The 22,606-nt window shown below is 40.4% G+C and carries 23 protein-coding genes; 12 read left to right on the top strand and 11 right to left on the bottom strand.

What is annotated here, in order from left to right:
* The first annotated feature begins 21 nt into the window (after positions 1-21).
* The 4 genes from CWB75_RS15445 to yacG all read left to right on the top strand — a co-directional run bounded on the left by CWB75_RS15445 (position 22) and on the right by yacG (position 3,675).
* Positions 22-936: a prepilin peptidase gene (locus tag CWB75_RS15445; protein ID WP_138571126.1), complete on the top strand. Its 915-nt coding sequence runs from the start codon at positions 22-24 to the stop codon at positions 934-936.
* 2 nt (positions 937-938) lie between these two features.
* Entirely contained in the window at positions 939-1,568 is a 630-nt protein-coding gene (gene coaE, locus CWB75_RS15440) for a dephospho-CoA kinase (RefSeq protein ID WP_138571125.1), read from the top strand.
* A gap of 134 nt (positions 1,569-1,702) precedes the next feature.
* A complete protein-coding gene (pilB, locus tag CWB75_RS15435) occupies positions 1,703-3,379 on the top strand; it encodes a type IV-A pilus assembly ATPase PilB (protein WP_054202590.1) in 1,677 nt (558 codons plus the stop codon).
* Between the two features lie 65 nt (positions 3,380-3,444).
* The gene (gene yacG, locus CWB75_RS15430; protein ID WP_054202591.1) at positions 3,445-3,675 is read left to right on the top strand and encodes a DNA gyrase inhibitor YacG; all 231 of its coding nucleotides are present in this window, start codon (positions 3,445-3,447) and stop codon (positions 3,673-3,675) included.
* Between the two features lie 59 nt (positions 3,676-3,734).
* Here the strand turns inward: yacG and CWB75_RS15425 are convergent, their stop codons facing one another.
* The gene (locus CWB75_RS15425; protein WP_138571124.1) at positions 3,735-4,223 is read right to left on the bottom strand and encodes a Spy/CpxP family protein refolding chaperone; all 489 of its coding nucleotides are present in this window, start codon (positions 4,221-4,223) and stop codon (positions 3,735-3,737) included.
* A gap of 166 nt (positions 4,224-4,389) precedes the next feature.
* On the opposite strand from CWB75_RS15425, the gene CWB75_RS15420 reads away from it, so the two are divergent.
* Genes CWB75_RS15420 through CWB75_RS15410 form a run of 3 tightly spaced genes read left to right on the top strand, consistent with a single transcriptional unit; the run spans position 4,390 to position 7,423 of the window.
* On the top strand, positions 4,390-5,079 hold the full coding sequence (locus CWB75_RS15420) for a response regulator transcription factor (protein ID WP_138571123.1): 690 nt from the start codon (positions 4,390-4,392) through the stop codon (positions 5,077-5,079).
* On the top strand, positions 5,057-6,472 hold the full coding sequence (locus tag CWB75_RS15415; protein ID WP_138571122.1) for an ATP-binding protein: 1,416 nt from the start codon (positions 5,057-5,059) through the stop codon (positions 6,470-6,472). Before CWB75_RS15420 ends, CWB75_RS15415 begins: the two co-directional genes overlap by 23 nt.
* A 3-nt stretch (positions 6,473-6,475) precedes the next feature.
* A complete protein-coding gene (locus CWB75_RS15410) occupies positions 6,476-7,423 on the top strand; it encodes an alpha/beta fold hydrolase (protein WP_138571121.1) in 948 nt (315 codons plus the stop codon).
* On the opposite strand, the gene CWB75_RS15405 is transcribed toward CWB75_RS15410, so the two are convergent.
* Positions 7,396-8,316, bottom strand: coding sequence for a cation diffusion facilitator family transporter (locus CWB75_RS15405; RefSeq protein ID WP_502704784.1), 921 nt, complete (start codon positions 8,314-8,316; stop codon positions 7,396-7,398). The genes CWB75_RS15410 and CWB75_RS15405 overlap by 28 nt on opposite strands.
* Before the next feature lie 105 nt (positions 8,317-8,421).
* On the opposite strand from CWB75_RS15405, the gene trmL reads away from it, so the two are divergent.
* A complete protein-coding gene (trmL, locus tag CWB75_RS15400; protein WP_010391841.1) occupies positions 8,422-8,886 on the top strand; it encodes a tRNA (uridine(34)/cytosine(34)/5-carboxymethylaminomethyluridine(34)-2'-O)-methyltransferase TrmL in 465 nt (154 codons plus the stop codon).
* Positions 8,887-8,934: 48 nt separating this feature from the next.
* On the opposite strand, the gene gpsA is transcribed toward trmL, so the two are convergent.
* The 4 genes from gpsA to CWB75_RS15380 are packed head-to-tail and all read right to left on the bottom strand — an operon-like array spanning position 8,935 to position 11,194.
* Entirely contained in the window at positions 8,935-9,942 is a 1,008-nt protein-coding gene (gene gpsA / locus CWB75_RS15395) for an NAD(P)H-dependent glycerol-3-phosphate dehydrogenase (RefSeq protein WP_055012423.1), read from the bottom strand.
* A gap of 3 nt (positions 9,943-9,945) precedes the next feature.
* Positions 9,946-10,434: a protein-export chaperone SecB gene (gene secB, locus CWB75_RS15390; RefSeq protein ID WP_010391837.1), complete on the bottom strand. Its 489-nt coding sequence runs from the start codon at positions 10,432-10,434 to the stop codon at positions 9,946-9,948.
* A gap of 38 nt (positions 10,435-10,472) precedes the next feature.
* On the bottom strand, positions 10,473-10,730 hold the full coding sequence (gene grxC, locus CWB75_RS15385) for a glutaredoxin 3 (RefSeq protein WP_010391834.1): 258 nt from the start codon (positions 10,728-10,730) through the stop codon (positions 10,473-10,475).
* 32 nt (positions 10,731-10,762) lie between these two features.
* A complete protein-coding gene (locus CWB75_RS15380) occupies positions 10,763-11,194 on the bottom strand; it encodes a rhodanese-like domain-containing protein (RefSeq protein WP_010391832.1) in 432 nt (143 codons plus the stop codon).
* A gap of 447 nt (positions 11,195-11,641) precedes the next feature.
* Between CWB75_RS15380 and gpmM the strand changes: the two genes are divergently transcribed.
* Genes gpmM through CWB75_RS15360 form a run of 4 tightly spaced genes read left to right on the top strand, consistent with a single transcriptional unit; the run spans position 11,642 to position 16,441 of the window.
* On the top strand, positions 11,642-13,186 hold the full coding sequence (gpmM, locus tag CWB75_RS15375; RefSeq protein WP_138571120.1) for a 2,3-bisphosphoglycerate-independent phosphoglycerate mutase: 1,545 nt from the start codon (positions 11,642-11,644) through the stop codon (positions 13,184-13,186).
* Between the two features lie 3 nt (positions 13,187-13,189).
* Complete coding sequence (locus tag CWB75_RS15370) at positions 13,190-14,332, top strand: murein hydrolase activator EnvC family protein (protein WP_138571119.1); 1,143 nt, start codon at positions 13,190-13,192, stop codon at positions 14,330-14,332.
* 33 nt (positions 14,333-14,365) lie between these two features.
* Positions 14,366-15,631 carry a S41 family peptidase gene (locus CWB75_RS15365; protein ID WP_138571118.1) on the top strand — a complete coding sequence of 422 codons (1,266 nt, stop codon included), beginning with the start codon at positions 14,366-14,368 and terminating at the stop codon, positions 15,629-15,631.
* A gap of 57 nt (positions 15,632-15,688) precedes the next feature.
* Positions 15,689-16,441 carry a divergent polysaccharide deacetylase family protein gene (locus CWB75_RS15360; RefSeq protein WP_138571133.1) on the top strand — a complete coding sequence of 251 codons (753 nt, stop codon included), beginning with the start codon at positions 15,689-15,691 and terminating at the stop codon, positions 16,439-16,441.
* A 58-nt stretch (positions 16,442-16,499) separates the two neighbouring features.
* Here CWB75_RS15360 and CWB75_RS15355 read toward each other — a convergent pair whose 3' ends face one another.
* From CWB75_RS15355 to ftsY, 5 genes are all read right to left on the bottom strand, one after another.
* Entirely contained in the window at positions 16,500-18,371 is a 1,872-nt protein-coding gene (locus CWB75_RS15355) for a methyl-accepting chemotaxis protein (protein WP_138571117.1), read from the bottom strand.
* A gap of 336 nt (positions 18,372-18,707) precedes the next feature.
* Positions 18,708-19,571, bottom strand: coding sequence for an RNA polymerase sigma factor RpoH (gene rpoH, locus CWB75_RS15350; RefSeq protein WP_008114893.1), 864 nt, complete (start codon positions 19,569-19,571; stop codon positions 18,708-18,710).
* Positions 19,572-19,813: 242 nt separating this feature from the next.
* A complete protein-coding gene (ftsX, locus tag CWB75_RS15345; RefSeq protein WP_138571116.1) occupies positions 19,814-20,800 on the bottom strand; it encodes a permease-like cell division protein FtsX in 987 nt (328 codons plus the stop codon).
* Positions 20,797-21,474, bottom strand: a complete 678-nt coding sequence (gene ftsE, locus CWB75_RS15340) for a cell division ATP-binding protein FtsE (RefSeq protein ID WP_138571115.1) — start codon at positions 21,472-21,474, stop codon at positions 20,797-20,799. Before ftsE ends, ftsX begins: the two co-directional genes overlap by 4 nt.
* Positions 21,475-21,567: 93 nt before the next feature.
* Positions 21,568-22,606, bottom strand: a 1,039-nt coding sequence (gene ftsY / locus CWB75_RS15335; RefSeq protein ID WP_138571114.1) for a signal recognition particle-docking protein FtsY, incomplete at its 5' end; no start/stop codon positions are given.

Here is a 22,606-nt window from a genome sequence, read left to right as displayed (position 1 = left end):
ATTTAGTTTTAGGTAAAATAAATGCAAAGTCTTTTTATTGATATCAGCAACGCGATGCAAGCTAACTTATGGTTTTATTTGACCACGGTTGGCCTAGTGAGTTTATGTATCGGCAGCTTTTTAAATGTGGTGATATATCGCTTGCCAGTAATGATGCAAAAAGAATGGCAAACTGAATGCCGCTTATTATTAGCCGATGAACTAACCAGCCCAAAGACTGAACAGACCACTTCACAAACTACTGACACGTTTAATTTAGTTAAGCCCAACTCATGTTGTCCTAAGTGCAAAGCAGCCATTAAACCATGGCAAAACATTCCTATATTTAGTTGGTTATTTTTAAAGGGTAAATGCGCAACCTGTGATAACCCAATTTCAGTGCGTTACCCAATCGTTGAAGCCATTACCGCTATTTTAAGCCTAGTTGTTGCGTACACTTTTGGCGCAACTGAGCAGGCTTTATTATACATAGTAGTTACTTGGATATTAGTGGCACTAACTTTTATTGATATTGATCACATGCTACTACCGGATCAGCTTACTTTGCCGCTTTTATGGCTGGCGTTAATCGCCTCAGTTATGGGTTATACAATAATAGCCCCTAGCGATGCCATTATTGGTGCAGCATGTGGTTACTTAAGCTTATGGAGCGTGTTTTGGCTGTTTAAGCTAATTACTGGCAAAGAAGGTATGGGTTATGGCGACTTTAAATTACTGGCGGTGTTTGGCGCACTGCTGGGTTGGCAATCGTTATTGACCATTATTTTACTCTCAAGCGTAGTTGGCGCTGTTATTGGCATTGCCCTACTGAGTATTCAAGGTAAAGACAAAGCAACGCCTATTCCTTTTGGCCCTTACTTAGCAATAGCCGGTTGGATCACTATGCTGTGGGGTACACAACTACAAAACAGCTATTTTAATTTTATTGGCTACTAACTATGAACAATACACAACATCATAAAAACAACTGGGTATTGGGACTAACCGGCGGAATTGGCTGCGGTAAAACCGCAGTTAGCGATATGTTGGCAGAGCTAGGCATTACTATTGTGGATGCGGATATTGTGGCTCGTCAAGTAGTTGAACCTGGCACTGATGGTCTAAAAGCTATTGTTGAGCATTTTGGCACTGACATACTCGATGAACATGGCTCATTAAACCGTGGCGAGCTAAGAGCCCGGATTTTTAGTAACCCGGAGCAAAAAACATGGCTTAATGCGCTGCTGCACCCTTTAATACGCACTAAACTGCTCACTGACTTAAAAAACGCGCAAAGCGACTATGTGGTTTTAGTTGCCCCGTTATTATTCGAAAATGGGCTTGATAGCTACTGTAATCGCACCTTGCTGATTGACGTACCAGTAGAAATACAAATTATCCGCACCACAAAACGTGACAATATAAGCACTGAACAAGCAAAGCAAATTATTGACGCGCAAATGTCTCGTGAGCATAAACAACAAAAAGCGGATGATATTTTAAATAATAACCGCGATTTAAACGATGTAAAACAAGACTTACTTAAGCTACATAATTATTATTTACAGCAAGCAAAGTCTACAATATAGAGTGACTGACCCAATCACAGCGCAATAAACTGATATTTTTATCGGTAAATTATCTGCTGCATTGGTACGATTAATGTATTCCTTTCTTTTTTCTGATAAATTGCTGAGTAAAGAAGGATTAAATCAGGTGCGCAATGAATATTAACTCACCGTTACTAAGAAAATTTATTACCCTCGGCCGGGTTGATACCGATACCGTAAAAGCCAGGCAGCAAGACTTTGCGTCAACCGCAGAACTTATTTCTAAATGCGGAAAAATAGATAGCAACGATTTAGCTGAGCAATGTATTGATTTGTTTAGAGTGCCTTTTTTTGATTTAAAAGATTTTAATGTTGCACAAATTCCTGCCGAGCTAGTTAAAGAAAAGCTGATCCGCAAGCATCATATTTTACCTTTGGTACAAAAAGGCAGAAAAGTATATATTGCCGCCTCAGATCCTACCGATTACGGCGCTTTTGAAAACTTTGAATTTAGCACCGGTTTATCGTGTGAAGTGGTGGTGGTTGACTACCTACAGCTTGACCATAAAATTGAGCAACTATTGGATGCTGCAGGTAGCCTTAATTTAAGTGAGGATGAATTTAAAGAGTTTGCTGAACTAGATTCTGAGCCACAAAAAGATCATACGCCTAAAGACGATGACAAAGACGACGCCCCTATTATTGTCTACATTAATAAAATTTTAATGGACGCAATAAAAAAAGGCGCTTCGGATCTTCACTTTGAACCTTATGAACATAAATACCGTATTCGCTTTCGTATCGACGGAATTTTGCATGAGGTAGCCAGCCCGCCAAATACCTTAGCCAGTAAGCTATCTGCCCGTATAAAAGTTATGTCGCGCCTTGATATCGCTGAAAAACGTAAGCCACAAGATGGCCGCATAAAACTCAAAGTGACAGAACGTAAAAGTATTGATTTTCGTGTTAGTACTATGCCCACTTTATGGGGCGAAAAAATTGTAATGCGTATCCTCGATTCATCAAGTGCCATGTTAGGTATTGATGTTTTAGGCTATGAGCCCGAACAGAAAGAGCTCTACCTCGATGCACTAAATCAACCTCAGGGGATGATTTTAGTTACTGGCCCAACTGGCTCGGGTAAAACCGTCTCCCTGTATACGGGCTTAAATATACTAAATCAGCCCGAGCGAAATATTAGTACCGCCGAAGATCCGGTAGAAATTAACCTCGAAGGGATTAACCAAGTACAAATAAACACTAAAGCCGACATGACATTTGCTAACGCTTTGCGCGCATTTTTACGCCAAGATCCCGATGTAGTAATGGTCGGTGAAATACGTGATTTAGAAACCGCTGAAATATCTATTAAGGCGGCGCAAACCGGTCATTTAGTGTTATCTACATTACATACTAACTCAGCACCAGAAACGATTACTCGTTTGTTAAATATGGGCGTACCCGCGTATAATGTGGCCAGTTCAATCAGCTTGATAATCGCCCAGCGTTTAGCCCGAAGGTTATGCTCTAAATGTAAAACGCCAGAGCAATTACCCCGTGAAGAACTTATGCGCCAAGGCTTTAGTGAACAGCAAATACAGGATATGGTTTTATATGCCCCTAAAGGCTGTGAAAACTGTACAGATGGCTTCAAAGGCCGTGTTGGTATTTACGAAGTTATGAAAGTTACTCCAGAAATTGCACAAATTATTATGCGTGGGGGTAACTCACTAGAAATTGCTGAAGTATCACTTAAAGCAGGGTTTAATAACATACGCTTATCAGGTCTTCGAAAAGCAGCAGAGGGCGTTACCTCTCTGGCTGAGATAAACCGTGTCACTAGTTTTTAAATAAAGTGCTTAGTTGCTTAACGATAAATTGAGCAGCTAAGCCTATATCAATTTGAGAGTAAATTATGCCAACTATGGTTAACTGCCCAACCTGCAAAGTAAAAGTAGAATGGTCAGCACAAAGTCCGCATCGCCCTTTTTGTTCAAAGCGTTGCCAACTTATTGACTTAGGTGAGTGGTCGTTTGAAAATAATAAAATTTCAGCACCCATCACCTCTGCAGATGAATTCAATCAAGACATGATTGAAGACATTGAAGCAATGATGGCAAAAAATGAAGATGACTTTTTTAAATAATCGCTCGCACAATATTAAAAAGCCAGCATTTAGCTGGCTTTTTGCTTTGTGTTAAAACGCTATGTTTTATGTTTGCGATGCTTTTTGTTCATTCGCTGCTGTATTTTAGCTAACTTTTCTTTTTGCTCAGCGTTAAGCAATTGCATTACTTGATGCTGGGTTTTTAATTTAATTAACCCCAATTGCTGTTTCTTATCTTGGCGTGCGATTAATAACTCTTTCGCTGCATTTTCATCAAAGTTTGGCGCTGACAGTAACGCATCCATTTGCGCTTTATAGGCTTGGCGCTGTGCCTTACGTGCGTTTTTGTCTTGGCTTCTTAGTGCTTTAATTTGCGTTTTTTGCGCTGTAAAAATCGCTTTTAGTTGTGTTTGTTGACCTTGCGTAAGTGCCAGCTTATCTGCTGCTCGCTCAGAGAGTAAAAAGCGCGCTTGAGAGTGACCTTGTTTATAGCCATCGCCTTTTGCGAATGCGCTGCCCGCACTGAGTGTTGCAGCTGTTAAGCCACATATAAGTACTAATTTTGATAGCGTGTTTACTTTAGTCATAATCATCACCTTTATATTGGGTTGGTTGTTGGCTGCTAACCAGTGTGTTCACTATAACTGGCTCAATGCAAAGTAACGCAAAGCAGTGTAAAGGTTATGTAAAGACTAACTATTGATACATTAAACGCGTAAAATAAAACCATAAACAGCGCGTAAGGCTTTATATATGAAACTATTAATGATTGATGATGATACCGGTTTATGCGAATTATTAAGCGAATACCTAAGTGCACAGGGCTATAGCGTTCAAACCGCACATGATGGTCAACAAGGCTTAGAGCTTGCATTGCAAAACGATTACGCGCTTATATTACTAGACGTTATGCTACCCTCTATAGATGGCTTTGAAGTGCTGAAGCAACTCAGGCAAAGTAAATTAACACCAGTGATTATGTTGACCGCTAAAGGAGAAGACTTTGACCGTATTTTTGGTTTAGAGCTCGGCGCTGACGACTACATACCAAAGCCGTTTAATCACAGAGAACTCCTTGCCCGCGTAAAAGCAATTACTCGCCGCATTGAACATATAAATAGTGTGAGCAATAACACTAATAAAAAGCTCTCTTTAAATGGTATTACTATTAATTTTGCTGCGCGAGAGGCCAGTATTAATAACGCCCCCCTCACACTAACGGGCACTGAATACGAAATACTCGCTTTATTGATAAAACACGCGCCAGATGTAATTAGCAAAGAGCAAATAAGCGAAGATGTATTAGGCAGACGCTTAGCATCTTTTGACCGTTCTATAGATATGCATGTGAGTAATATTCGTAAAAAAATAGCCGAGCATATTGAGGGCGATAAAATTAAAACAATGAGGGGAACGGGTTATGTCTTCATCCAAGGAGAATAAACCTCTGCGTTTTAGTTGGCTTCGCCACCCACGGTATTATTTATTTTTTAAGGTCTTTACGTGGTTTTGGCTGACGATTATAGGCACTTTTACAGCGCTCTTTTTCTTAAGTAATATTTCACTAATAAACGCTATTAGCCATGTTCCACTACAAGGGCCGATGCAAAAAAACCTAGAATATTTGGCACGAGGTATTGAGCGTAGCGCACATAAACACAAGCGCTCTATTAATGATATTATTACTCATCCGCGTTTAACTAAACGTAAGTTACTTTATTTAAATTCGCAAAATAGCGATGAAGTGTTGATCAGTAAAAATGTTGAGAACAATATTGATTTAAGCTTACTTAACTTTAGTAAGGGCATGTCGCCACAGGTTATTTTTACTGAATATTACCAAGCTTTTGGCCCTGTACGCATTCGGGTTCCTGAAGGGGAATTTGAGTTATATGAAATCGATATCAATCAGCAGCGACCACTCTTTATTCGCTTAAGATTATTACCCGTTTGGTTAAAAATTTCCATTGCAATTATCGCCTCACTTACATTAAGTTTCTTATTTAGTCGTAACTTAATTGCCCCTATAAATAGCTTAAAACAAGCAGCAATCAAGCTTTCAAACGGTGATTTAAGTGCGCGTGCGGCGATAAATAGTCAGCGAAAAGATGAACTTGGAGTTTTAGGACGCGACTTTAACCGTATGGCTGATCAACTTGAGCAGCTACTCAGCGCTCAAAAGCGTTTATTAGCCGATATATCCCATGAATTACGCTCTCCGCTAACCCGTTTAAAAATGGCTACGGGGTTGGCACAAATGCAGGCAAGTGAAGCAAGCCAATCGTATTTATTGCGTATTGAAAAAGAAGCTAATCAACTAGATAAAATGATAGCCGATGTATTGCAGGTATCGCGCTTAGAAGCTAATAGCCAACCTTTATCGCTGCAAACACAGTCGCTGCAAGTGATTGTTGACCATGTGATTAACGATGCTCAGTTTGAAGCAAAACAGCACAATAAAGCCCTAGTTGTACACGGTAATGTTGAAGTAAATATAGAGTGCGACGAAATGTTGATTGCCAGTGCCTTAGAGAACATTCTGCGCAACGCCATTAAATATGCACAACATACTATTAGTATTAGCTTAAAACACAGTGATACCATATACATACAAATATGTGATGATGGTCCAGGCGTCCCTAAAGCGCAACTTGATAAATTGTGTGAACCGTTTTTTAGGCAATCAGATGCCCGGGACCGCATCAGCGGGGGTACGGGGTTAGGGTTAGCCATTGCAAAAAATGCGGTAATAGCGCATGGCGGAAATTTAGTCTTATCGAATAAAGAACAAGGTGGCTTGTGTGCTAATATAACCTTGCCGTTAATCAAAGAGTAAAGCATGTTTTATAGTTCAGAAGCCCAGCTTGAGAATAATCAAGAGGCCATTAGTGTTTTTTATACTTCACATTTAACTAAAAGCTACTTAGATACACCTGCAGGAAAGTTATTTTACGCATACGCAATCCCTAACAATGCTACCACTGCAGTAGTGATAAGTACGGGGCGTGTTGAGGGCCTAGAAAAGTATAAAGAACTGATATGGGAGCTATACTGTAATAATTTTGCTGTGTTTATTATGGATCACCAAGGTCAGGGGCGCTCTTACAGACATCTTAAAAATAAGCATAAAGGCTTTGTAAAACATTATAATAACTACAGCAATGACCTTAATAACTTTGATCAGCAAATAGTTTCAAAGCATTGGCAAGGTAAAAAAATCATGCTGGCTCATTCAATGGGTAGCGCGATAGCAGTTGATTATCTAGCTAATTTTGAAAACAGCTATAAAGGTGTGTTTTTGTCTGCGCCTATGTTTGATATTTTTACAAAAGACGTACCAAAAATACCAACGCAATTTATTGTTAACTTAGCCACTTGGCTTGGTTTACACTCTTGCTATGCATTTGGACAAGGCAACTACAACCCAATCCCATTTACAGAAAACGTACTTACTAGCAGCGAGGAGCGTTACACCTACTTTAGGCAAGCCTATCAATTAGAACCTAACATACAATTGGGTGGCGTTACGTTTGGCTGGCTCGCAGCTACGATATCATTCTTAAAGTCGATTGATAATCTAAACGTACCAATTCCATTGTTTATAGCAAGTGCAGCTAGCGATACAGTGGTTAATAACAAAGCGCAGTATAGTTTTGCAAAAAGGCATGCTCATGCAACAATCGAGAGTTTTGAAGATGCAAAACACGAGCTACTTTTTGAACGTGACGAAATTCGAAAGCCGCTATTAACTAATTTTTATCAGTTTTGTGAGTCTGTTACTTCTTGAGCAGTTTTAGAATTCACTAAAACAGAAAGCGGATCGAGGTGGATGAGTATATCTACCTCAGATTCAAAACGAGCACTTATCATGGCTTCTACTTCATCTGCTACTTTATGGGCACGAATAAGTGGTAAATTGTCATCAAGCTCTAAATGCAGCTGAATAAACTTAACTTTACCGCCTTGTCGAGTGCGAATACCGTGCACCCCATAAACGTCATTATGGTTACGCGCTATCTCAAAAATGCTTTGCTTTTCTTCATCGGGCAGCTCTTTATCCATTAAGTGTGAGGCACTCTCTGTTGCTATATCCCAGCTGTTATAAAGTAAATACCCTGCCACACCTATCGCAAACAAAGGGTCAGCATACAGTACCCCATAATAGGCCAGCAAAATAGCAAGTAGCACCGCAGCGTTTAAAATTAAATCGCCTTTGTAGTGTACAGAATCGGCTTTTATAGCGATTGACTCTGTATGCTTCACGACTTTATTTTGCACAAATACAATCATTAATGTACACACTATGGCAAAAATACTGACCCAAACACCTAATAATGAATGTGTCAGCTCTACGGGGTTAATGAGTCGCTCAATACCGTGAAACGCCAATAAACAACCCGAGCCTGCAATAAAAGCTGCTTGCCCTAACCCTGCAAGCGCCTCCGCTTTACCGTGACCAAATCGGTGGTCATCGTCAGCAGGGCGCAGTGCATACGATAAAACCAAAAAGCTCATTAGTGTCGCTGTGATATCCATTAATGAGTCGGTTAATGAGCCAAGCATTGACGCCGAACCCGATGCCAGCCATGCCCATGCTTTGGTCGCAATCATTAGGCTAACCATGACCATGGTCACGATGCTAGAGGCCTTGACCCAAAATTCATAACTGCGATTATGCACGTATCTTTCCGTTTTATGCTGTATTTAATGTTTTCAGTATATCATTTTTTATTCATTGTTCGTGTATACTGAGCCCGTCAAATTAAAGATTTTATAGGGCTTATTGTGCTGGATATTGTTTTATACCAACCTGAAATTCCGCCTAACACCGGGAATATCATTCGTTTATGTGCCAATACAGGCTATGCACTGCATTTAATTGAACCGTTAGGGTTTGAGTGGGATGACAAACGTGTAAAACGCGCTGGCCTTGATTATCACGAATTTAGTCATGTGCAACGTCATGCTTCATTTGAAGCTTACTTAGAAAAGTGCCAGCCTAAAAAAGTGTATGCGTGCACCACTAAAGGTAGTCAATTTCATCACCAAGCACAGTATGAAGCGGGTGATTGCTTAGTATTCGGCCCAGAAACCCGAGGCTTACCTGATGACATGATTCAAGCACTGCCAAACGAGCAACGCGTGCGTATTCCTATGCAAGCCGATAGCCGCAGTATGAATCTATCTAATGCGGTAGCTGTGTTTGTGTATGAATCTTGGCGCCAGCTTGGTTTTCCAAACGCCCAATAAGGTTTTAGGTAAACAAAATACCTGTCACCTAAAACCTAGCAGTTCGTTTTATTCTGATTTCTGTTCACGACCTAATAAGGCCATAGCTGCTGCTTTCATGTCTTTATTTTCATAAAGTACTTTGTATATTTGCTCAGTGATTGGCATTTCAACACCAGCACGCTGCGCGAGTAAATACACTTCTTTGGTATTTCTAAATCCTTCAACTACTTGACCGATTGATGCAATCGCATCATCAACACTTTCACCTTGACCTAAGGCTAAACCAAAACGGCGGTTGCGCGACTGATTATCGGTACAGGTTAGAATTAAATCGCCTAATCCAGCCATCCCCATAAAGGTCTCTGGCTTTGCACCTAGGGCACAACCCAAACGCGATAACTCTGCTAAACCACGGGTAATAAGCGCGGTACGTGCATTTGCACCGAAGCCAACACCATCAGAAATCCCTGCACCAATAGCAATTACGTTTTTAACCGCACCACCAAGCTGTATGCCAATAAAGTCGTCATTGTTGTACACTCTAAACGAGCGACCGCAATGTAATAAATCGGCAATTTGTTTCGCAAATGCTGATGACGTTGATGACACCGAAATGGCAGTTGGTGAACCCTTCGCCATTTCTTTAGCAAAAGTTGGCCCCGAAAGCACCGCTAATGGCACTTCTTCACCGAGTTCTTGCACTGCCACTTCTTGCAATAAACGCCCAGTATCAGGCTCAAGCCCTTTAGTAGCCCACGCTATTTTTGCATCTGAGCGTAAAGCCGGTTTAATTTGCTTTAACGTGTCAGCAAACGCATGACTCGGCACAACAACCAGTACAATATCGCTAGCTGCTGTTGCATGCTGTAAATCAGCTTCAAGAGTTAAGGTGTCAGGAAAAGGAATATCAGGTAAGTAACGTTGATTTTTTCGCTCAGCTGCAAGCGTCGCAACGTCTTGACTATTGCGTCCCCATAAAGTCACTTTGTGACCATTTCGGGCTAAACAAATAGCAAGGGCGGTGCCATATGACCCCGCCCCTAAAACAGTAACAGCTGATGTTGCTGTATTCATAAATTATGCGTCTGCTGAAGCCTGCTCAGCTTGCGCTGTGCGTTGCTGCATGTACTGTGCAAATAATGCGTCAAAGTTAACTGGCGCAAGATTAAGTTGTGGAAACGTACCACGATTTACTAAGTTCGATACCGCTTCACGTGCATATGGGAATAACACGTTAGGACAGAATGCACCTAGCATGTGTGCTAATTGCATTTCTTCAACTTCAGCAATAGTAAAAATACCTGCTTGCTGAATTTCACACAAAAACGCAGTTTCTTCACCGATAGATGCCGTCACAGTTAATGCTAAAACAACTTCGTATACACCTTCATCAAGCTTATTAGAGCGTGTATCTAAATCTAATTTTACTTCTGGAGCCCACTCTTTTTGAAAAATAGCTGGTGAATTTGGCGTTTCAAACGACACATCTTTAGTGTAAATACGTTGAATAGTAAACTGTGCGCCTGCATCAGCTTCTGCTGCTGCGTTTTGATTTTGTTCGTTCATTGTTATTCCTAACCTGTTATTTATTATAATAAATTAAATTAAGCACTTAGCTTAGCGTCAAGGTGACCTTGTGCTTCTAGTGCCATCATGTCGTCACAGCCACCGATGTGTTCATCGTTAATAAAAATTTGTGGAACCGTGCTTGCGCCACCGGCTTTGGCGATCATTTCATCGCGAAGCTCTGGCTGAACGCCAATATCAATGTTTGTGTATTCTACACCTTTGCTGTCTAACAGCGCTAATGCGCGATGACAAAAAGGACAATATCCTTTGGTGTATAAAACAACGTTACTCATAATTAATCCTTAATCGGTTTAGCTAAGAGATATTAGCGACCGCTTGTTGTTGGCAGACTTGCTGATTGCCACGCACCCATACCGCCAGATAAAACATAAACCTGTTCATAGCCTGCTTTATGCATTGCGGTTGCAACACCTGAGGCAGTCATGCCTGCAGCACATACCACTATAATGGGTTTGCTCTTATACTTTTCAAGGGTTGAGAAATCAGATTCTTTAGCTTTTTCTGGGTTTAAGTGCACAGCACCGGCAATATGACCTGTTTTAAACTCTTTTTGCCCGCGCATATCAACAACCTGACCGTCTTCGCGGTTAATAAGTAACGTTAACTGCTGAGGATTGATCTGACGAATTGCTGAAAATTTACTTTTTATTGCGCCACTAACAATAAGAAACGCAATCGCAACCCAAGCTAGGCTTAGAATTGGATGATTTGAGACAAATTCAATATATTGATCCATTCGACTTCCACTATAAAGTTACATGCTAAAACAAGGTGTTTTAGATATTTAATTCATATTTATTGTACTTACACAATGAGCAGCCACTCATCAATAAGTCAATTTAGAGCACTGCTAGGCTACTCTGAGTTTTACCTACACATAGGCTTAACTTACCCCACAAACCTATTCAATACTTGAATAAAGTAGGGATTAGCCGCGCAAGTATACCCAAATCAGCTAAAAATGCGAGTTTAAGCACGCGTGAAAGCCACAATGTAGTGCTCTTTTAACTGAAAAATAACCTAACCCTTTAAAATATTCAATTGAGAGAGTGAGCTCATTGAAAATTTTTAATATCTTCTTTTCATTGCTGATCCTAGCTATAAAACACGGTATGCTTAAGCTTGGCATGTTGGCATTAATGTTAGCGTGTATTTTAGCAACGCTAATTATTCAGGAGTGACTATGACAGAGCATAAAAAACCACTGGTATTAATGATTTTAGATGGCTGGGGATACAGAGAAGATGAGCAAAGTAATGCCATTTTAGCTGCTAATACCCCTGTGTTAGATGAGCTTTGGGCAACTCGCCCTCATACATTAATTTCAGCATCGGGTTTAGATGTGGGTCTTCCTGGTGGTCAAATGGGTAATTCTGAGGTTGGCCATGTTAATTTAGGTGCTGGTCGTATTGTGTATCAAGATTTTACTCGCATCACAAAAGCCATTGATGATGGCGAATTTGATACAACCCCTGCACTGGTTGAAAACATTGATAAAGCTGTTCATGCCAACAAAGCCGTTCATATTATGGGACTGCTAAGCCCTGGTGGCGTTCATAGTCACGAAGATCATATTGTGGCGAGTATACAATTGGCTGCAAAACGCGGCGCTAAAGAGGTGTACTTTCATGCATTTTTAGATGGCAGAGATACTCCCCCACGCAGCGCTAAAGCATCAATTGAGCGTATTGAAGCCTTGTTTAGCGAACTTAAATGTGGCCGTTTAGCCTCATTAATTGGTCGTTACTATGCCATGGATAGAGACAACCGCTGGAACCGTGTTGAAAAAGCGTATAATTTAATCACCCTAGGTGAAAGCGACTTTGATTATGAAGATGGCGTAAACGCACTTAACGCGGCTTATGAGCGCGATGAAAATGACGAATTTGTAGCAGCAAGTACTATTACCCCAAAAGGTAGCGAATCAGTAAAAGTAAATGATGGCGACACCATTATATTTGCCAACTTTAGAGCAGACCGCGCACGCGAAATCACTCGCGCCTTTGTCGAACCTGATTTTGACGGCTTTAATAAGAAAAAATCGCCCGAGCTTAGTGCCTTTGTGATGATGACTGAGTACGCTGCTGATATTGATGCGCCAGTGGCTTTTGGCCCAACGCCGCTTAATAACGTACTTGGCGAATGGTTTGAAAAACAAGGTAAAACTCAGCTACGTATATCTGAAACTGAAAAATATGCCCACGTTACCTTTTTCTTTAGTGGCGGACGCGAAAATGAGTTTGACGGCGAAACTCGCGAGCTGATCCCATCTCCTCAAGTAGCAACGTATGATTTACAGCCAGAAATGAACTCAAAAATGCTTACCGATAAACTCGTTGCAGCAATAAAAAGTGGAAAGTATGATGCCATTATTTGTAACTACCCTAATGGCGATATGGTCGGCCACTCAGGTGTATTTGAAGCGGCAGTTAAAGCCTGTGAAGCAGTAGATAGCTGTATTGGTCGTGTAGTTGATGCCCTTAAAGAATATGGTGGAGAAGCACTAATAACTGCTGATCATGGTAATGCAGAGCAAATGGCAAACCTTAAAACAGGCCAAGCGCACACAGCACATACTAGCGAGCCAGTACCCTTTATTTATGTAGGTCGTGACGCACAAGCGCATACCGGTAAAGCCTTGAGCGATGTTGCACCTACTATGCTGCATTTAATGGGTTTGGAACAACCTGCAGAAATGACCGGTTCGCCAATTATGGTGTTGAAATAATTTATGAATAAAAGCGCATGCCGCATCATTGCGTGTATATGTGTACTAAACTCATTAGCCACTGCCGTTGCAGTGGCTAATGAAGATCGTACCAAAAAAGACCTATCCCAAGTACAAGTTGCTTTAGAGCAAAGCCAAGCTGAGTTTCAACAACAGCAAAAAGAAATAGCTAAACAGCAGCAAAAACTAAAAACACATGAGCTCGCTATAGCGAAAAACGCTAAAGCACTTAATATGGCTGAGCAATCCGTTAAAAAAACACAACAACAGCAAGCAGAGCAACAACAACGCGCGGCAAAGCTTGAAAAACAACAAGCCCAATTTCAACGTATTTTAGCAGCACAGTTAAAAAGTGCTTATATGGCAGGTAGCGATGACTATTCAAAAATGCTACTTAACCAAGAAGATACCGCCAAATTTGAACGCACACTTAGCTACTATAACTACCTAAATAAAGCTCGTATAAAGCAACTTGATGATCTTAAAGCACTGCAAGTTGAGATTGCAAAAAATCAAGCTGAGCTTGCGAAAACAAAAGAGAGGCTGGTTGCTTTATTTGAAGAACAAAAAAGACGACAAGCAGCACTTCTTGGGGCTAAAAATGAGCGCCAAGCAAGCTTACAAAACCTAAAAAAGCAGTTAAATAAAACCAAAAATTCCATTAGCTATTTAGAAGAAAACGAACAAACTCTAATTGCCACTATCAAAGAACTTGAAGAAGAAGAAAAAGTCACAAAAATTGAACTACTTGGCTTAAATCGTAATAAAGGAAAATTAAACTGGCCGAGCAAAGGGAAATTAGCGCATAGGTTTGGCCAACGTAAGCACGGCGGAATAAACTGGAAAGGTGTATTAATTTCTGCATCTGAAGGGACTTCTGTTAATAGCATTGATAATGGCCAAGTAGTGTTTGCTGATTGGTTAAAAGGCTATGGCTGGGTAATCGTACTTGACCATGGTCAAGGTTTTATGAGCTTATACGGACACGCACAAACCTTGCTAAAAGACGTGGGTGATATGGTCAGAGAAGGTGAAAGTGTTGCATTAGTTGGGCAAAGCGGTGGACAAGCCGATTCTGGTCTATACTTTGAAATACGTCATAAAGGGCGTGCTGTTAATCCCATAAAATGGTGCAGGCGTATTTAATATCAAAATAGCTGCATCCTGTTAGAGGCAGTTATGATAAACACACACATTTGCCAACAAAAAACCTCTGTGAAAAAGCGATCACCCTGCTTTTGTTTTATCTTATTTGTTTTATTAGTGTTTTTTGGCTTTATAAATACTACCTATGCAAGCTCGGTTAAAGACTTAGAAAGCCAAAAAATAAATGAAATACTGTTTAATATTCACACCTACTACGTTGATGATTTAGCACTGCAAAACAGTGAGTATATTGAATACAACTCGTCTCAATTTGAACGCTTATACTCTAAGCTCGACGCCTACTCTAAGTATTTAGATAAAAATGAGCTAAATGCATTATTTAATAACACGAATGGTCGCTATACCGGCCTAGGTATAGAAGTAAAAAGCATCGAGCAACGCACCACGATTGTTAAAGTAATTAATAATTCACCAGCCAAACAAGCAGGACTTCGCTCAGGCGATATAATTACTGCCGTTAATCAGCACTATGTAGAAAACAGTCCGATTGATTTAGTTGCACAATACATCAAAGACAGTGCTAACGGTAAAGTACAGCTAAGTATTACCCGTAATAACACTCAAACACCGCTAATATTTAATCTAAGTAGAAAACAAATTAAGCTAACGAGTGTAACTAAGCAACTACTTGACTCAGGTAGCGGTTATATCGCTATTAATAACTTTTCTAATCACACTTTGCATGAAGTTGCCTTGCAAATAGCCGCCATGCAAAACCATTATGGCCATTCATTAAAAGGCCTAATTATTGATTTACGAGATAACCCGGGAGGCACTTTAAAGAGTGCAGTTGCGATAGCAGACCTGTTTCTTCAAGATGGCTTAATTGTAACGACCAAAGGGCGCTTTTATGATTCGAATCAATCTTTTTACGCTAAACGCGGCGATATTTTGAAAGGTGCTCCGATTGTTGTCCTGATTAATGAAAATTCAGCCTCAGCAGCAGAAATACTGGCTGCAGCGTTAAAAGAAAATCTACGTGCAAAAATAGTAGGGAGTCAGTCGTTTGGTAAAGGAACAGTGCAATCACTTATTCCATTAGGCGACGGCGATACCGCCTTAAAACTAACCACCGCACGTTACTTTACACCACTGGGAGAGTCTATTGAAGGGATTGGCGTAACTCCAAATGTGGCGATTAATCAAACAACACTTCCACAAACAAATAAAGCCGTTATAATAAAAAATGAACAATCAGAACAAAACACCGTTTTCAACACTGAAGAATTAGCCGATATCCAGTTAGTAAAAGCAAAACAGCTACTTAGCATGCAATAAAAACGGTAAACTATTTAAAGATAATAAAAATTATAAAACGTGAAAATTATAAATTTAATGGTGTTAGCTGGGCTTTTTTTAATCCTATTTGCTACACCCCATGGTGTTAAAGCCAAACAAATAGCCATAGTGATCGATGACATAGGTTATCATCAACGTGACCTAGAATTCCTAAGTTTACCTGGGCAATTGTCTTATTCAATTTTGCCTCATACCCCCTATTCTCAAATATTTGCAACCCTTGCTAGTCAGTCAGATAAAGAGCTCCTGTTGCATGTGCCTATGCAAGCTTTAAATGGTAAAAAGCTAGGCCCTGGGGCACTTACTTTAAATATGGATAAAGCACAACTTCAACAAACACTCGGTAATGCACTGGCGAGTTTGCCACAAGTTAAAGGGGTTAATAATCATATGGGTTCTGCACTCACTCAGCAAAGCCAAGCAATGAAGTGGACCATGGAAGTACTTAAAAAGCGTCAGTTGTATTTTCTCGATAGCCGAACAACCGAATTAAGCCAGGCGCAAAATGCAGCTAACTTTTTGGGGGTAGAAAATATTGGTCGGCATGTATTTTTAGATAATATAACTACCCCTGAGCAGCTACAATTTAGGCTAGAAGAGCTAAAGTCAAAAGCAACTAAATATCAGTTTGCCATTGCAATAGCACACCCCTACCCCGAAACTATCGATTTTTTACGCCAAGCTTTGCCGCAATTAATCGAGCAAGGATTTGAACTGGTACCAGTATCACAGCTGGTAGAACGTAAGTATGTACAAATAGCCCAACAACAAGCCATTTCATTAAACTGATGGAGTAAGCGAACGCCTTACCCCAACAGTTAATTTAACTCAATTATAAGTATGGTATTTATAAAACAAATGTCGCTACCTTGGCATTTAGATCTGTAGCTCTGTCTTTTAATACTTCGGCTTGGCTTAAATGCGCGGTAGCTGAGGTAGTTATTTCATCGGTTACATCTTTAATAGCAACCGTATTTCTAGTAATTTCATTGGTCACTTGCGTTTGCTCTTCTGCTGCAACCGCTATTTGACCCGCCATATCAGAAATCTCATTTACCGCCAAAGTAATTTCTTCTAGTGCGTGTGCGGCAGCATTTACATCATCCACACTATTGTTGGCATAGCCCTTACTGCTGTCCATCAAGCTCACTGCTTTTTTAGTGGTGTTTTGTAAGGTTTCTATAGTGGTATAAATTTCGGCTGTAGAGTTTTGTGTTCTTCTTGAGAGCACGCGCACCTCATCTGCAACCACAGCAAAACCACGCCCCTGCTCTCCCGCACGGGCGGCCTCTATTGCAGCATTAAGCGCTAAGAGATTTGTTTGCTCAGCAATTTCTTGAATGGTAGTTAAAATGCTCGATATAGCCTGAGCATGCAAACTTAATTCACCAATAACTGTGGTAGTTTGGTCTATTTCGCCCGCGAGTGAATTAATCGTGTTTCTGGTTTTATCAACTAACAGCTTACCTTCACGGCTACTTTGTGCCGATTGTTGCGATGCGGTTGCGGTGTTTTCTGCATTAGCGGCAATTTCATGGGTTGCACTCGCCATTTCTGTGACCGCGGTAGCAACCATAGCCACTTCTTGTTGCTGACGCTGCAACTCACTGACACTGCTTTGGTTGGTGATCAAGCTTTTCTCTGCATCAAAGTCTAAGTCAGTAGCTAATTGACGAATATGACTGATCAGTTCATGTTGGCTGCTAACAAAACGATTAAAACTATCAGCCAGAACCCCAACTTCATCTTGCGTATCAACAGTTATACGCTGGGTTAAATCACCGTTACCATCTGCAATTGTTGATAAAGCTTGCGACACTCGGCTCAAAGGAGCGAGCAATACACCCAACAACCATGAAATAGCCAACACACTCAGTAAAAGTGCTACTGCAACCAGCACTAATTGGGTCAGCAATAAACTAATAAGCGGAGCCTCTAAAGTTTGTTTATCCAATACAAACAACAACTGCCAATCTGTATTGTTAATGTTTTCACCCCAAACTAGCTTCTCTCGGCCTTCACTCTCAAAGTAAACAGGAGTAAATTCACCGTTTTGACTGTTAGATAAAATTAATTGATGATTTATTTTCGAGTCAATACGCGTAATATCTGCCATTACTTTTCTAGCGTCTTTGTAGGCAATCACAGTGCCATCTTTATGCATCATAATGGCGTACCCATCCGCAGGCAAAGACATTGTATTGACGCTATCAACCAAGGCCTCAATCGATAAATCCCCCGCAACCACTCCGCTTTGCGTGGTTTTAGCAATAGAAACAACCAACAGATTATACGCGGTATCTAAATAAGGTTTGGTAATTACGGTGCTACTTTGAAGCAGTGCTTGTTTATACCATGGACGAGTGCGCGGATCGTAGCCGGTGCGATCAATACTGGGATCAGAGTCAGTCATTTTTCCGCTGCTATCTCCAAAGTAAGTTAACTGAAAGCCACCTGAAAATGCTGCTTGCTGAAGTGCGCTGAGCGTGTTGCCCTCAACCTTATTCGCAACCGATTTAATTATCTGCTGGCGACTAGCTAGCCAATCTTCAATACTCGTAGCCTGTTGCTTACCAGATTGGCTTACGTTATCAATACTGCTTTTTAGCAGTAACGCTTTTTGAGAGGTGTAGCTATTCCACGACAGCAATAAAATAATAACGGCTAGGGCAAGAACGACCGATAGCAAGATTTTTTTCTTTAGTGAATATGAGTTCATATTGAGTGTAAATACTCGCGTTAAATGAAATTGAAAGGCAACAAACCAGCAATTAAATGACTTAATTTAGGCTACGATTTGAGCGATAAGTCGCTCAGGTGCGCGAATATTTTCATATACCCAAATTAAAAACAAACTAAAATCATGTATTTAAATTAAAACCAAACTTATTCATTAATTTTAAAGAGCGTATATTTAATTAAAAGATACATAGATGTGACTAGAGGTAAGCAGAACAAGAAAAACGATACTTTCTATTAACCTTTTTAGTTAGCTTTTTTAGTTAAAAAAAAGCCCCGCATTTTCATGCAGGGCTTTATCAATTTTTTAGTGCGATTAACTCATCGCGCTTTGTAATTTTTTCATTGCTGTTTTTTCCAGCTGGCGAACACGCTCTGCTGATACGCTGTATTTTTCAGCCAACTCTTGCAGTGTAGCCTTATCGTCTGACAACCAACGAGCACTAACAATATCTTGAGAACGTTCATCGAGAGTTTTCAAGGCGCTAAACAAACGCGTATGTGACTGTTCTTGCCATTGTTGCTGTTCAATATCGTCAGCTAAATCCGCAGAACCATCGGTTAAGTACTGTACCGGTGAGTAAGTACTAGTTGGCGCGTCATCATTATCGTCGCCAGTTAAATCAAAGCCCATGTCTTGGCCGCTCATACGCGATTCCATTTCACGCACTTCTTTTTCACTCACACCTAGCTCGCTAGCTACTGTGCTCACTTCAGCTTGGTTAAACCAACCTAAACGCTTTTTATTTTTACGTAAGTTAAAAAACAATTTACGTTGTGCTTTGGTTGTCGCTACTTTAACGATACGCCAGTTCTTAAGCACAAACTCATGAATTTCGGCTTTAATCCAATGAACGGCAAATGAAACCAAACGTACACCCACTGATGGGTCAAAACGTTTTACTGCTTTCATCAGTCCGATGTTACCTTCTTGAATTAAATCAGCTTGAGGTAACCCGTAGCCCGAGTAGCTTTTAGCTATGTGCGCTACAAAGCGCAAATGCGACATAATGAGTTGCTTTGCAGCACTAAGATCGCCTTCTTCCTGAAGTCTTTTTGCAAGTTCCTGCTCTTGCTCAACTTTAAGCATAGGAATAGTACTAACAGCTTGAAGGTAGCCGTCCATACTTGCGCTTTGTTGCCCAACTGTAAGTGCCATTGCGTATAAATCTTTACTCATTTTTCACCTCGGTGATAAACATTTGAAACCATCTTAGCACTCTTTTAGTAAGAGTGCTAACTTGAATTTAAAACTTTTTTGAATCATAAATCAAGTGGTTTTTTTAGTGTTAAGTCAGTTTACGCTAGGCGACTGAATAACCTATGAATTGATTTAGCCAAAACAAAAAATAACCTTTTTGCTTTGGCTTTTTTATTATTTTAAACTTAAAACATGACAGTTTTAAGAATTATATTAGGGCCTTAAACCTTATCGGGTTCTATTTCTGAGATGTAACGATTAACCGATAAGTAAGAACCTATAAAGCCCAAGCTAGTAGCAAGTAATACCAACGCGCCAAACTCATTAAGACTAAGCCCTATTAGCGTAAAACTGGTTTGATACACCCCTGCAACACTGCTTACTGCAGCAGATAGCCACCACATCATTAATGCTACACAAATAAAGGCAAACAATCCGCCAATCACGCCATACCAAATGCCAGTCCATAAAAAGGGAGCGTGTATAAAGGTATTGGTTGCCCCTACTAGCTTCATTACCTGTATTTCTTCTTTTTTATCCATAATAGATAAACGAATTGTATTGCCTATAATAAGCGTCACTGAGGTAAGTAATAATAGCGCAATCGTGATTACACTCTCTTTTAACAAACTTAGTAATGCATTTAGGCGCTCAAGCCAAGCGATATCAAGCTTGCCAAAGTCAACTTCGCGTTCGGCTTCAAGTTTTTTAAGCAATTGCTTAGCTGCATTAGGTTGGCTATGTCGTTGTGTTGGTGTGACTAAAACTACATTCGGTAACGGGTTGGTATCTAAATACTCTAAAGCCTGACCAAAGCCAGACATTTCTTTGAACTCATCCAAAGCCTCAGTGCGAGAAATAAAAGTCACAGTTTGTATTTCGGGATATAGCGCTAAGCGTTTAACTAAGGTTTGCGTTTCTTTCTCGCTCATATTTTCTTTTACAAACAAGGATATTTCGCTGGCTTGCTCAAAACCACTACTCACTTGCTGCACATTTTTTACCACTAAATATAGTGTAGCGGGCAAGGTTAAACTCAAACCGAGTACTGCAATGGTCATCATTGAAGCCAATGGCGTGCGCCACATTTCTCCTAGGCTGTACACACCTTGGCGAAAAATATTAATAATAAAAAAGTAACCGCCAGAGAATACTGACTTTTTTTGTTTATCATTACTATTTTGACGGCTTTTGAACAGTAAACTCATAATCCCCCCTCAGCCAGTGGATCTTGGCTCATTCGTCCATCATGAAGCGTTAAACTGCGGTACTTCATCCGTGACACTAAGCCCAAATCATGAGTGGCAATTAAAACCGTGGTGCCATGTTTATTAAAGTCTTCAAACAGGCGTAATATTTCCATTGATAATTCAGGGTCTAAGTTACCGGTAGGTTCATCGGCTAGCAATATAGGTGGCGAATTGACGATGGCTCGTGCAATCCCGACTCGTTGTTGTTCACCACCAGAAAGTGTAGAAGGGTGACAGCGCACTTTATCTAACAAGCCCACTTTATCAAGCGCTCCATGTACACGTTTGGCAATTTGCTTGTGGTGAGTCCCTTCAATAATTAAGGGCAAAGCAACGTTATCAAATACCGTATATCGCTCTAATAATCGATGATTTTGAAAAATAATACCAATGTCGCGACGTGCATACGGAATTTGACGGGAATTTAATTTATTTAAATCCACGCCATTAATAAACACGTTTCCTGCAGAAGGACGTTCCATTAAGCTAATAAGCTTTAATAGTGTACTTTTACCAGCCCCACTGTGACCAGTTAGAAAGGCCAATTCGCCAGGCTTTATATGAAAGTTCACTTTTTCAAGCGCACGGTGTCCACCGGCATAGGTTTTACTTACTTGCTGAAAATTTATCATTTTTTATTATTGCCAATTTATTGTTAGCCTTAGGCTCTAAAATAAAATGGTATTCCTCGCAATTAAAAAGGGAGCAGGCTCCCTTTTGGTAAATTAAGCGTCGTCCTCATCTTGACTAAATAGCGCGTCAATAAAGTCATCGCTCTTGAAGGTACGTAAATCATCAATACTTTCACCTACGCCAATGTAACGAATAGGAATATTAAACTTATCGGCAACGGCAAAAATAACCCCACCTTTAGCAGTACCATCAAGCTTTGATAATGTGATACCGGTTAAACCTACACATTGATTAAATAAGTTTACTTGGCTAATTGCATTTTGGCCTGTACCAGCATCAATAGTCAGCATCACTTCATGAGGTGCATCAGGGTCTACTTTTTTCATTACACGGGCTATTTTTTCAAGCTCTTGCATTAAGTTATCTTTATTTTGCAAGCGCCCTGCTGTATCAGCAATTAACACATCGACATTACGTGCTTTTGCAGCTTGAAAAGCATCAAATACTACCGATGCACTATCAGCACCTGTATGTTGAGCTATTACCGGAATGCTGTTGCGTTCACCCCATACTTGAAGCTGCTCTACCGCTGCAGCTCTAAAAGTATCACCGGCAGCAAGCATGACCGACTTACCTTGATTTTGGAATTGCTTGGCCATTTTACCAATGGTGGTGGTTTTACCTACGCCGTTTACCCCTACCATTAAAATAACAAAAGGTTTTTTATCTGCTGGTATTTCTAAAGGCTGCTCTGCTGTTTTTAGCATAGTTGCCATTTCTTGCTTCATAAGCTCATAAAGCGCATCACCATCTTTAAGTTGCTTGCGATCGGCTGCATCAGTTAAATTATCAATGAGCTTCATGGTGGTATCAACACCGAGATCAGCAGTAAGTAACTGAGTCTCTAGTTCTTCAAATAACTCGTCGTCAATTTTTTTACCGCTAAAAATTGACGAGAAACCAGAGCCAATATTAACTCGAGTTTTAAGTAAGCCTTTTTTAAGACGAGAGAAAAAGCCTTCTTTTTTAGGTTTTTCCGCTTTTTTTGCCTCTTCCTCTGCAAGCTCTGCGGTCAGTCGCTGCTGCTCTAGACGCTCAGCCTCTTCTTCAGCTGCAATACGCTGTTGCTCT

This window comes from Pseudoalteromonas sp. S1608, from assembly GCF_005887265.1.
Taxonomy (GTDB): Bacteria; Pseudomonadota; Gammaproteobacteria; order Enterobacterales; family Alteromonadaceae; genus Pseudoalteromonas; species Pseudoalteromonas undina.
This window is presented reverse-complemented; position numbering and strand designations above follow the sequence as displayed.

Bases quoted from the DNA above. Each gene is read 5' to 3' on its own strand.
- rpoH (WP_008114893.1), bottom strand. From the start codon at position 19,571: ATGAGTAAAGATTTATACGCAATGGCACTTACAGTTGGGCAACAAAGC.
- CWB75_RS15410 (WP_138571121.1), top strand. From the start codon at position 6,476: ATGTTTTATAGTTCAGAAGCCCAGCTTGAGAATAATCAAGAGGCCATT.
- coaE (WP_138571125.1), top strand. From the start codon at position 939: ATGAACAATACACAACATCATAAAAACAACTGGGTATTGGGACTAACC.
- yacG (WP_054202591.1), top strand. From the start codon at position 3,445: ATGCCAACTATGGTTAACTGCCCAACCTGCAAAGTAAAAGTAGAATGG.
- CWB75_RS15355 (WP_138571117.1), bottom strand. From the start codon at position 18,371: ATGAACTCATATTCACTAAAGAAAAAAATCTTGCTATCGGTCGTTCTT.
- CWB75_RS15365 (WP_138571118.1), top strand. From the start codon at position 14,366: ATGATAAACACACACATTTGCCAACAAAAAACCTCTGTGAAAAAGCGA.
- CWB75_RS15380 (WP_010391832.1), bottom strand. From the start codon at position 11,194: ATGGATCAATATATTGAATTTGTCTCAAATCATCCAATTCTAAGCCTA.
- CWB75_RS15445 (WP_138571126.1), top strand. From the start codon at position 22: ATGCAAAGTCTTTTTATTGATATCAGCAACGCGATGCAAGCTAACTTA.
- secB (WP_010391837.1), bottom strand. From the start codon at position 10,434: ATGAACGAACAAAATCAAAACGCAGCAGCAGAAGCTGATGCAGGCGCA.
- CWB75_RS15360 (WP_138571133.1), top strand. From the start codon at position 15,689: ATGGTGTTAGCTGGGCTTTTTTTAATCCTATTTGCTACACCCCATGGT.
- ftsX (WP_138571116.1), bottom strand. From the start codon at position 20,800: ATGAGTTTACTGTTCAAAAGCCGTCAAAATAGTAATGATAAACAAAAA.
- grxC (WP_010391834.1), bottom strand. From the start codon at position 10,730: ATGAGTAACGTTGTTTTATACACCAAAGGATATTGTCCTTTTTGTCAT.
- CWB75_RS15420 (WP_138571123.1), top strand. From the start codon at position 4,390: ATGAAACTATTAATGATTGATGATGATACCGGTTTATGCGAATTATTA.
- gpmM (WP_138571120.1), top strand. From the start codon at position 11,642: ATGACAGAGCATAAAAAACCACTGGTATTAATGATTTTAGATGGCTGG.
- CWB75_RS15415 (WP_138571122.1), top strand. From the start codon at position 5,057: ATGTCTTCATCCAAGGAGAATAAACCTCTGCGTTTTAGTTGGCTTCGC.
- CWB75_RS15425 (WP_138571124.1), bottom strand. From the start codon at position 4,223: ATGACTAAAGTAAACACGCTATCAAAATTAGTACTTATATGTGGCTTA.
- ftsE (WP_138571115.1), bottom strand. From the start codon at position 21,474: ATGATAAATTTTCAGCAAGTAAGTAAAACCTATGCCGGTGGACACCGT.
- gpsA (WP_055012423.1), bottom strand. From the start codon at position 9,942: ATGAATACAGCAACATCAGCTGTTACTGTTTTAGGGGCGGGGTCATAT.
- CWB75_RS15370 (WP_138571119.1), top strand. From the start codon at position 13,190: ATGAATAAAAGCGCATGCCGCATCATTGCGTGTATATGTGTACTAAAC.
- pilB (WP_054202590.1), top strand. From the start codon at position 1,703: ATGAATATTAACTCACCGTTACTAAGAAAATTTATTACCCTCGGCCGG.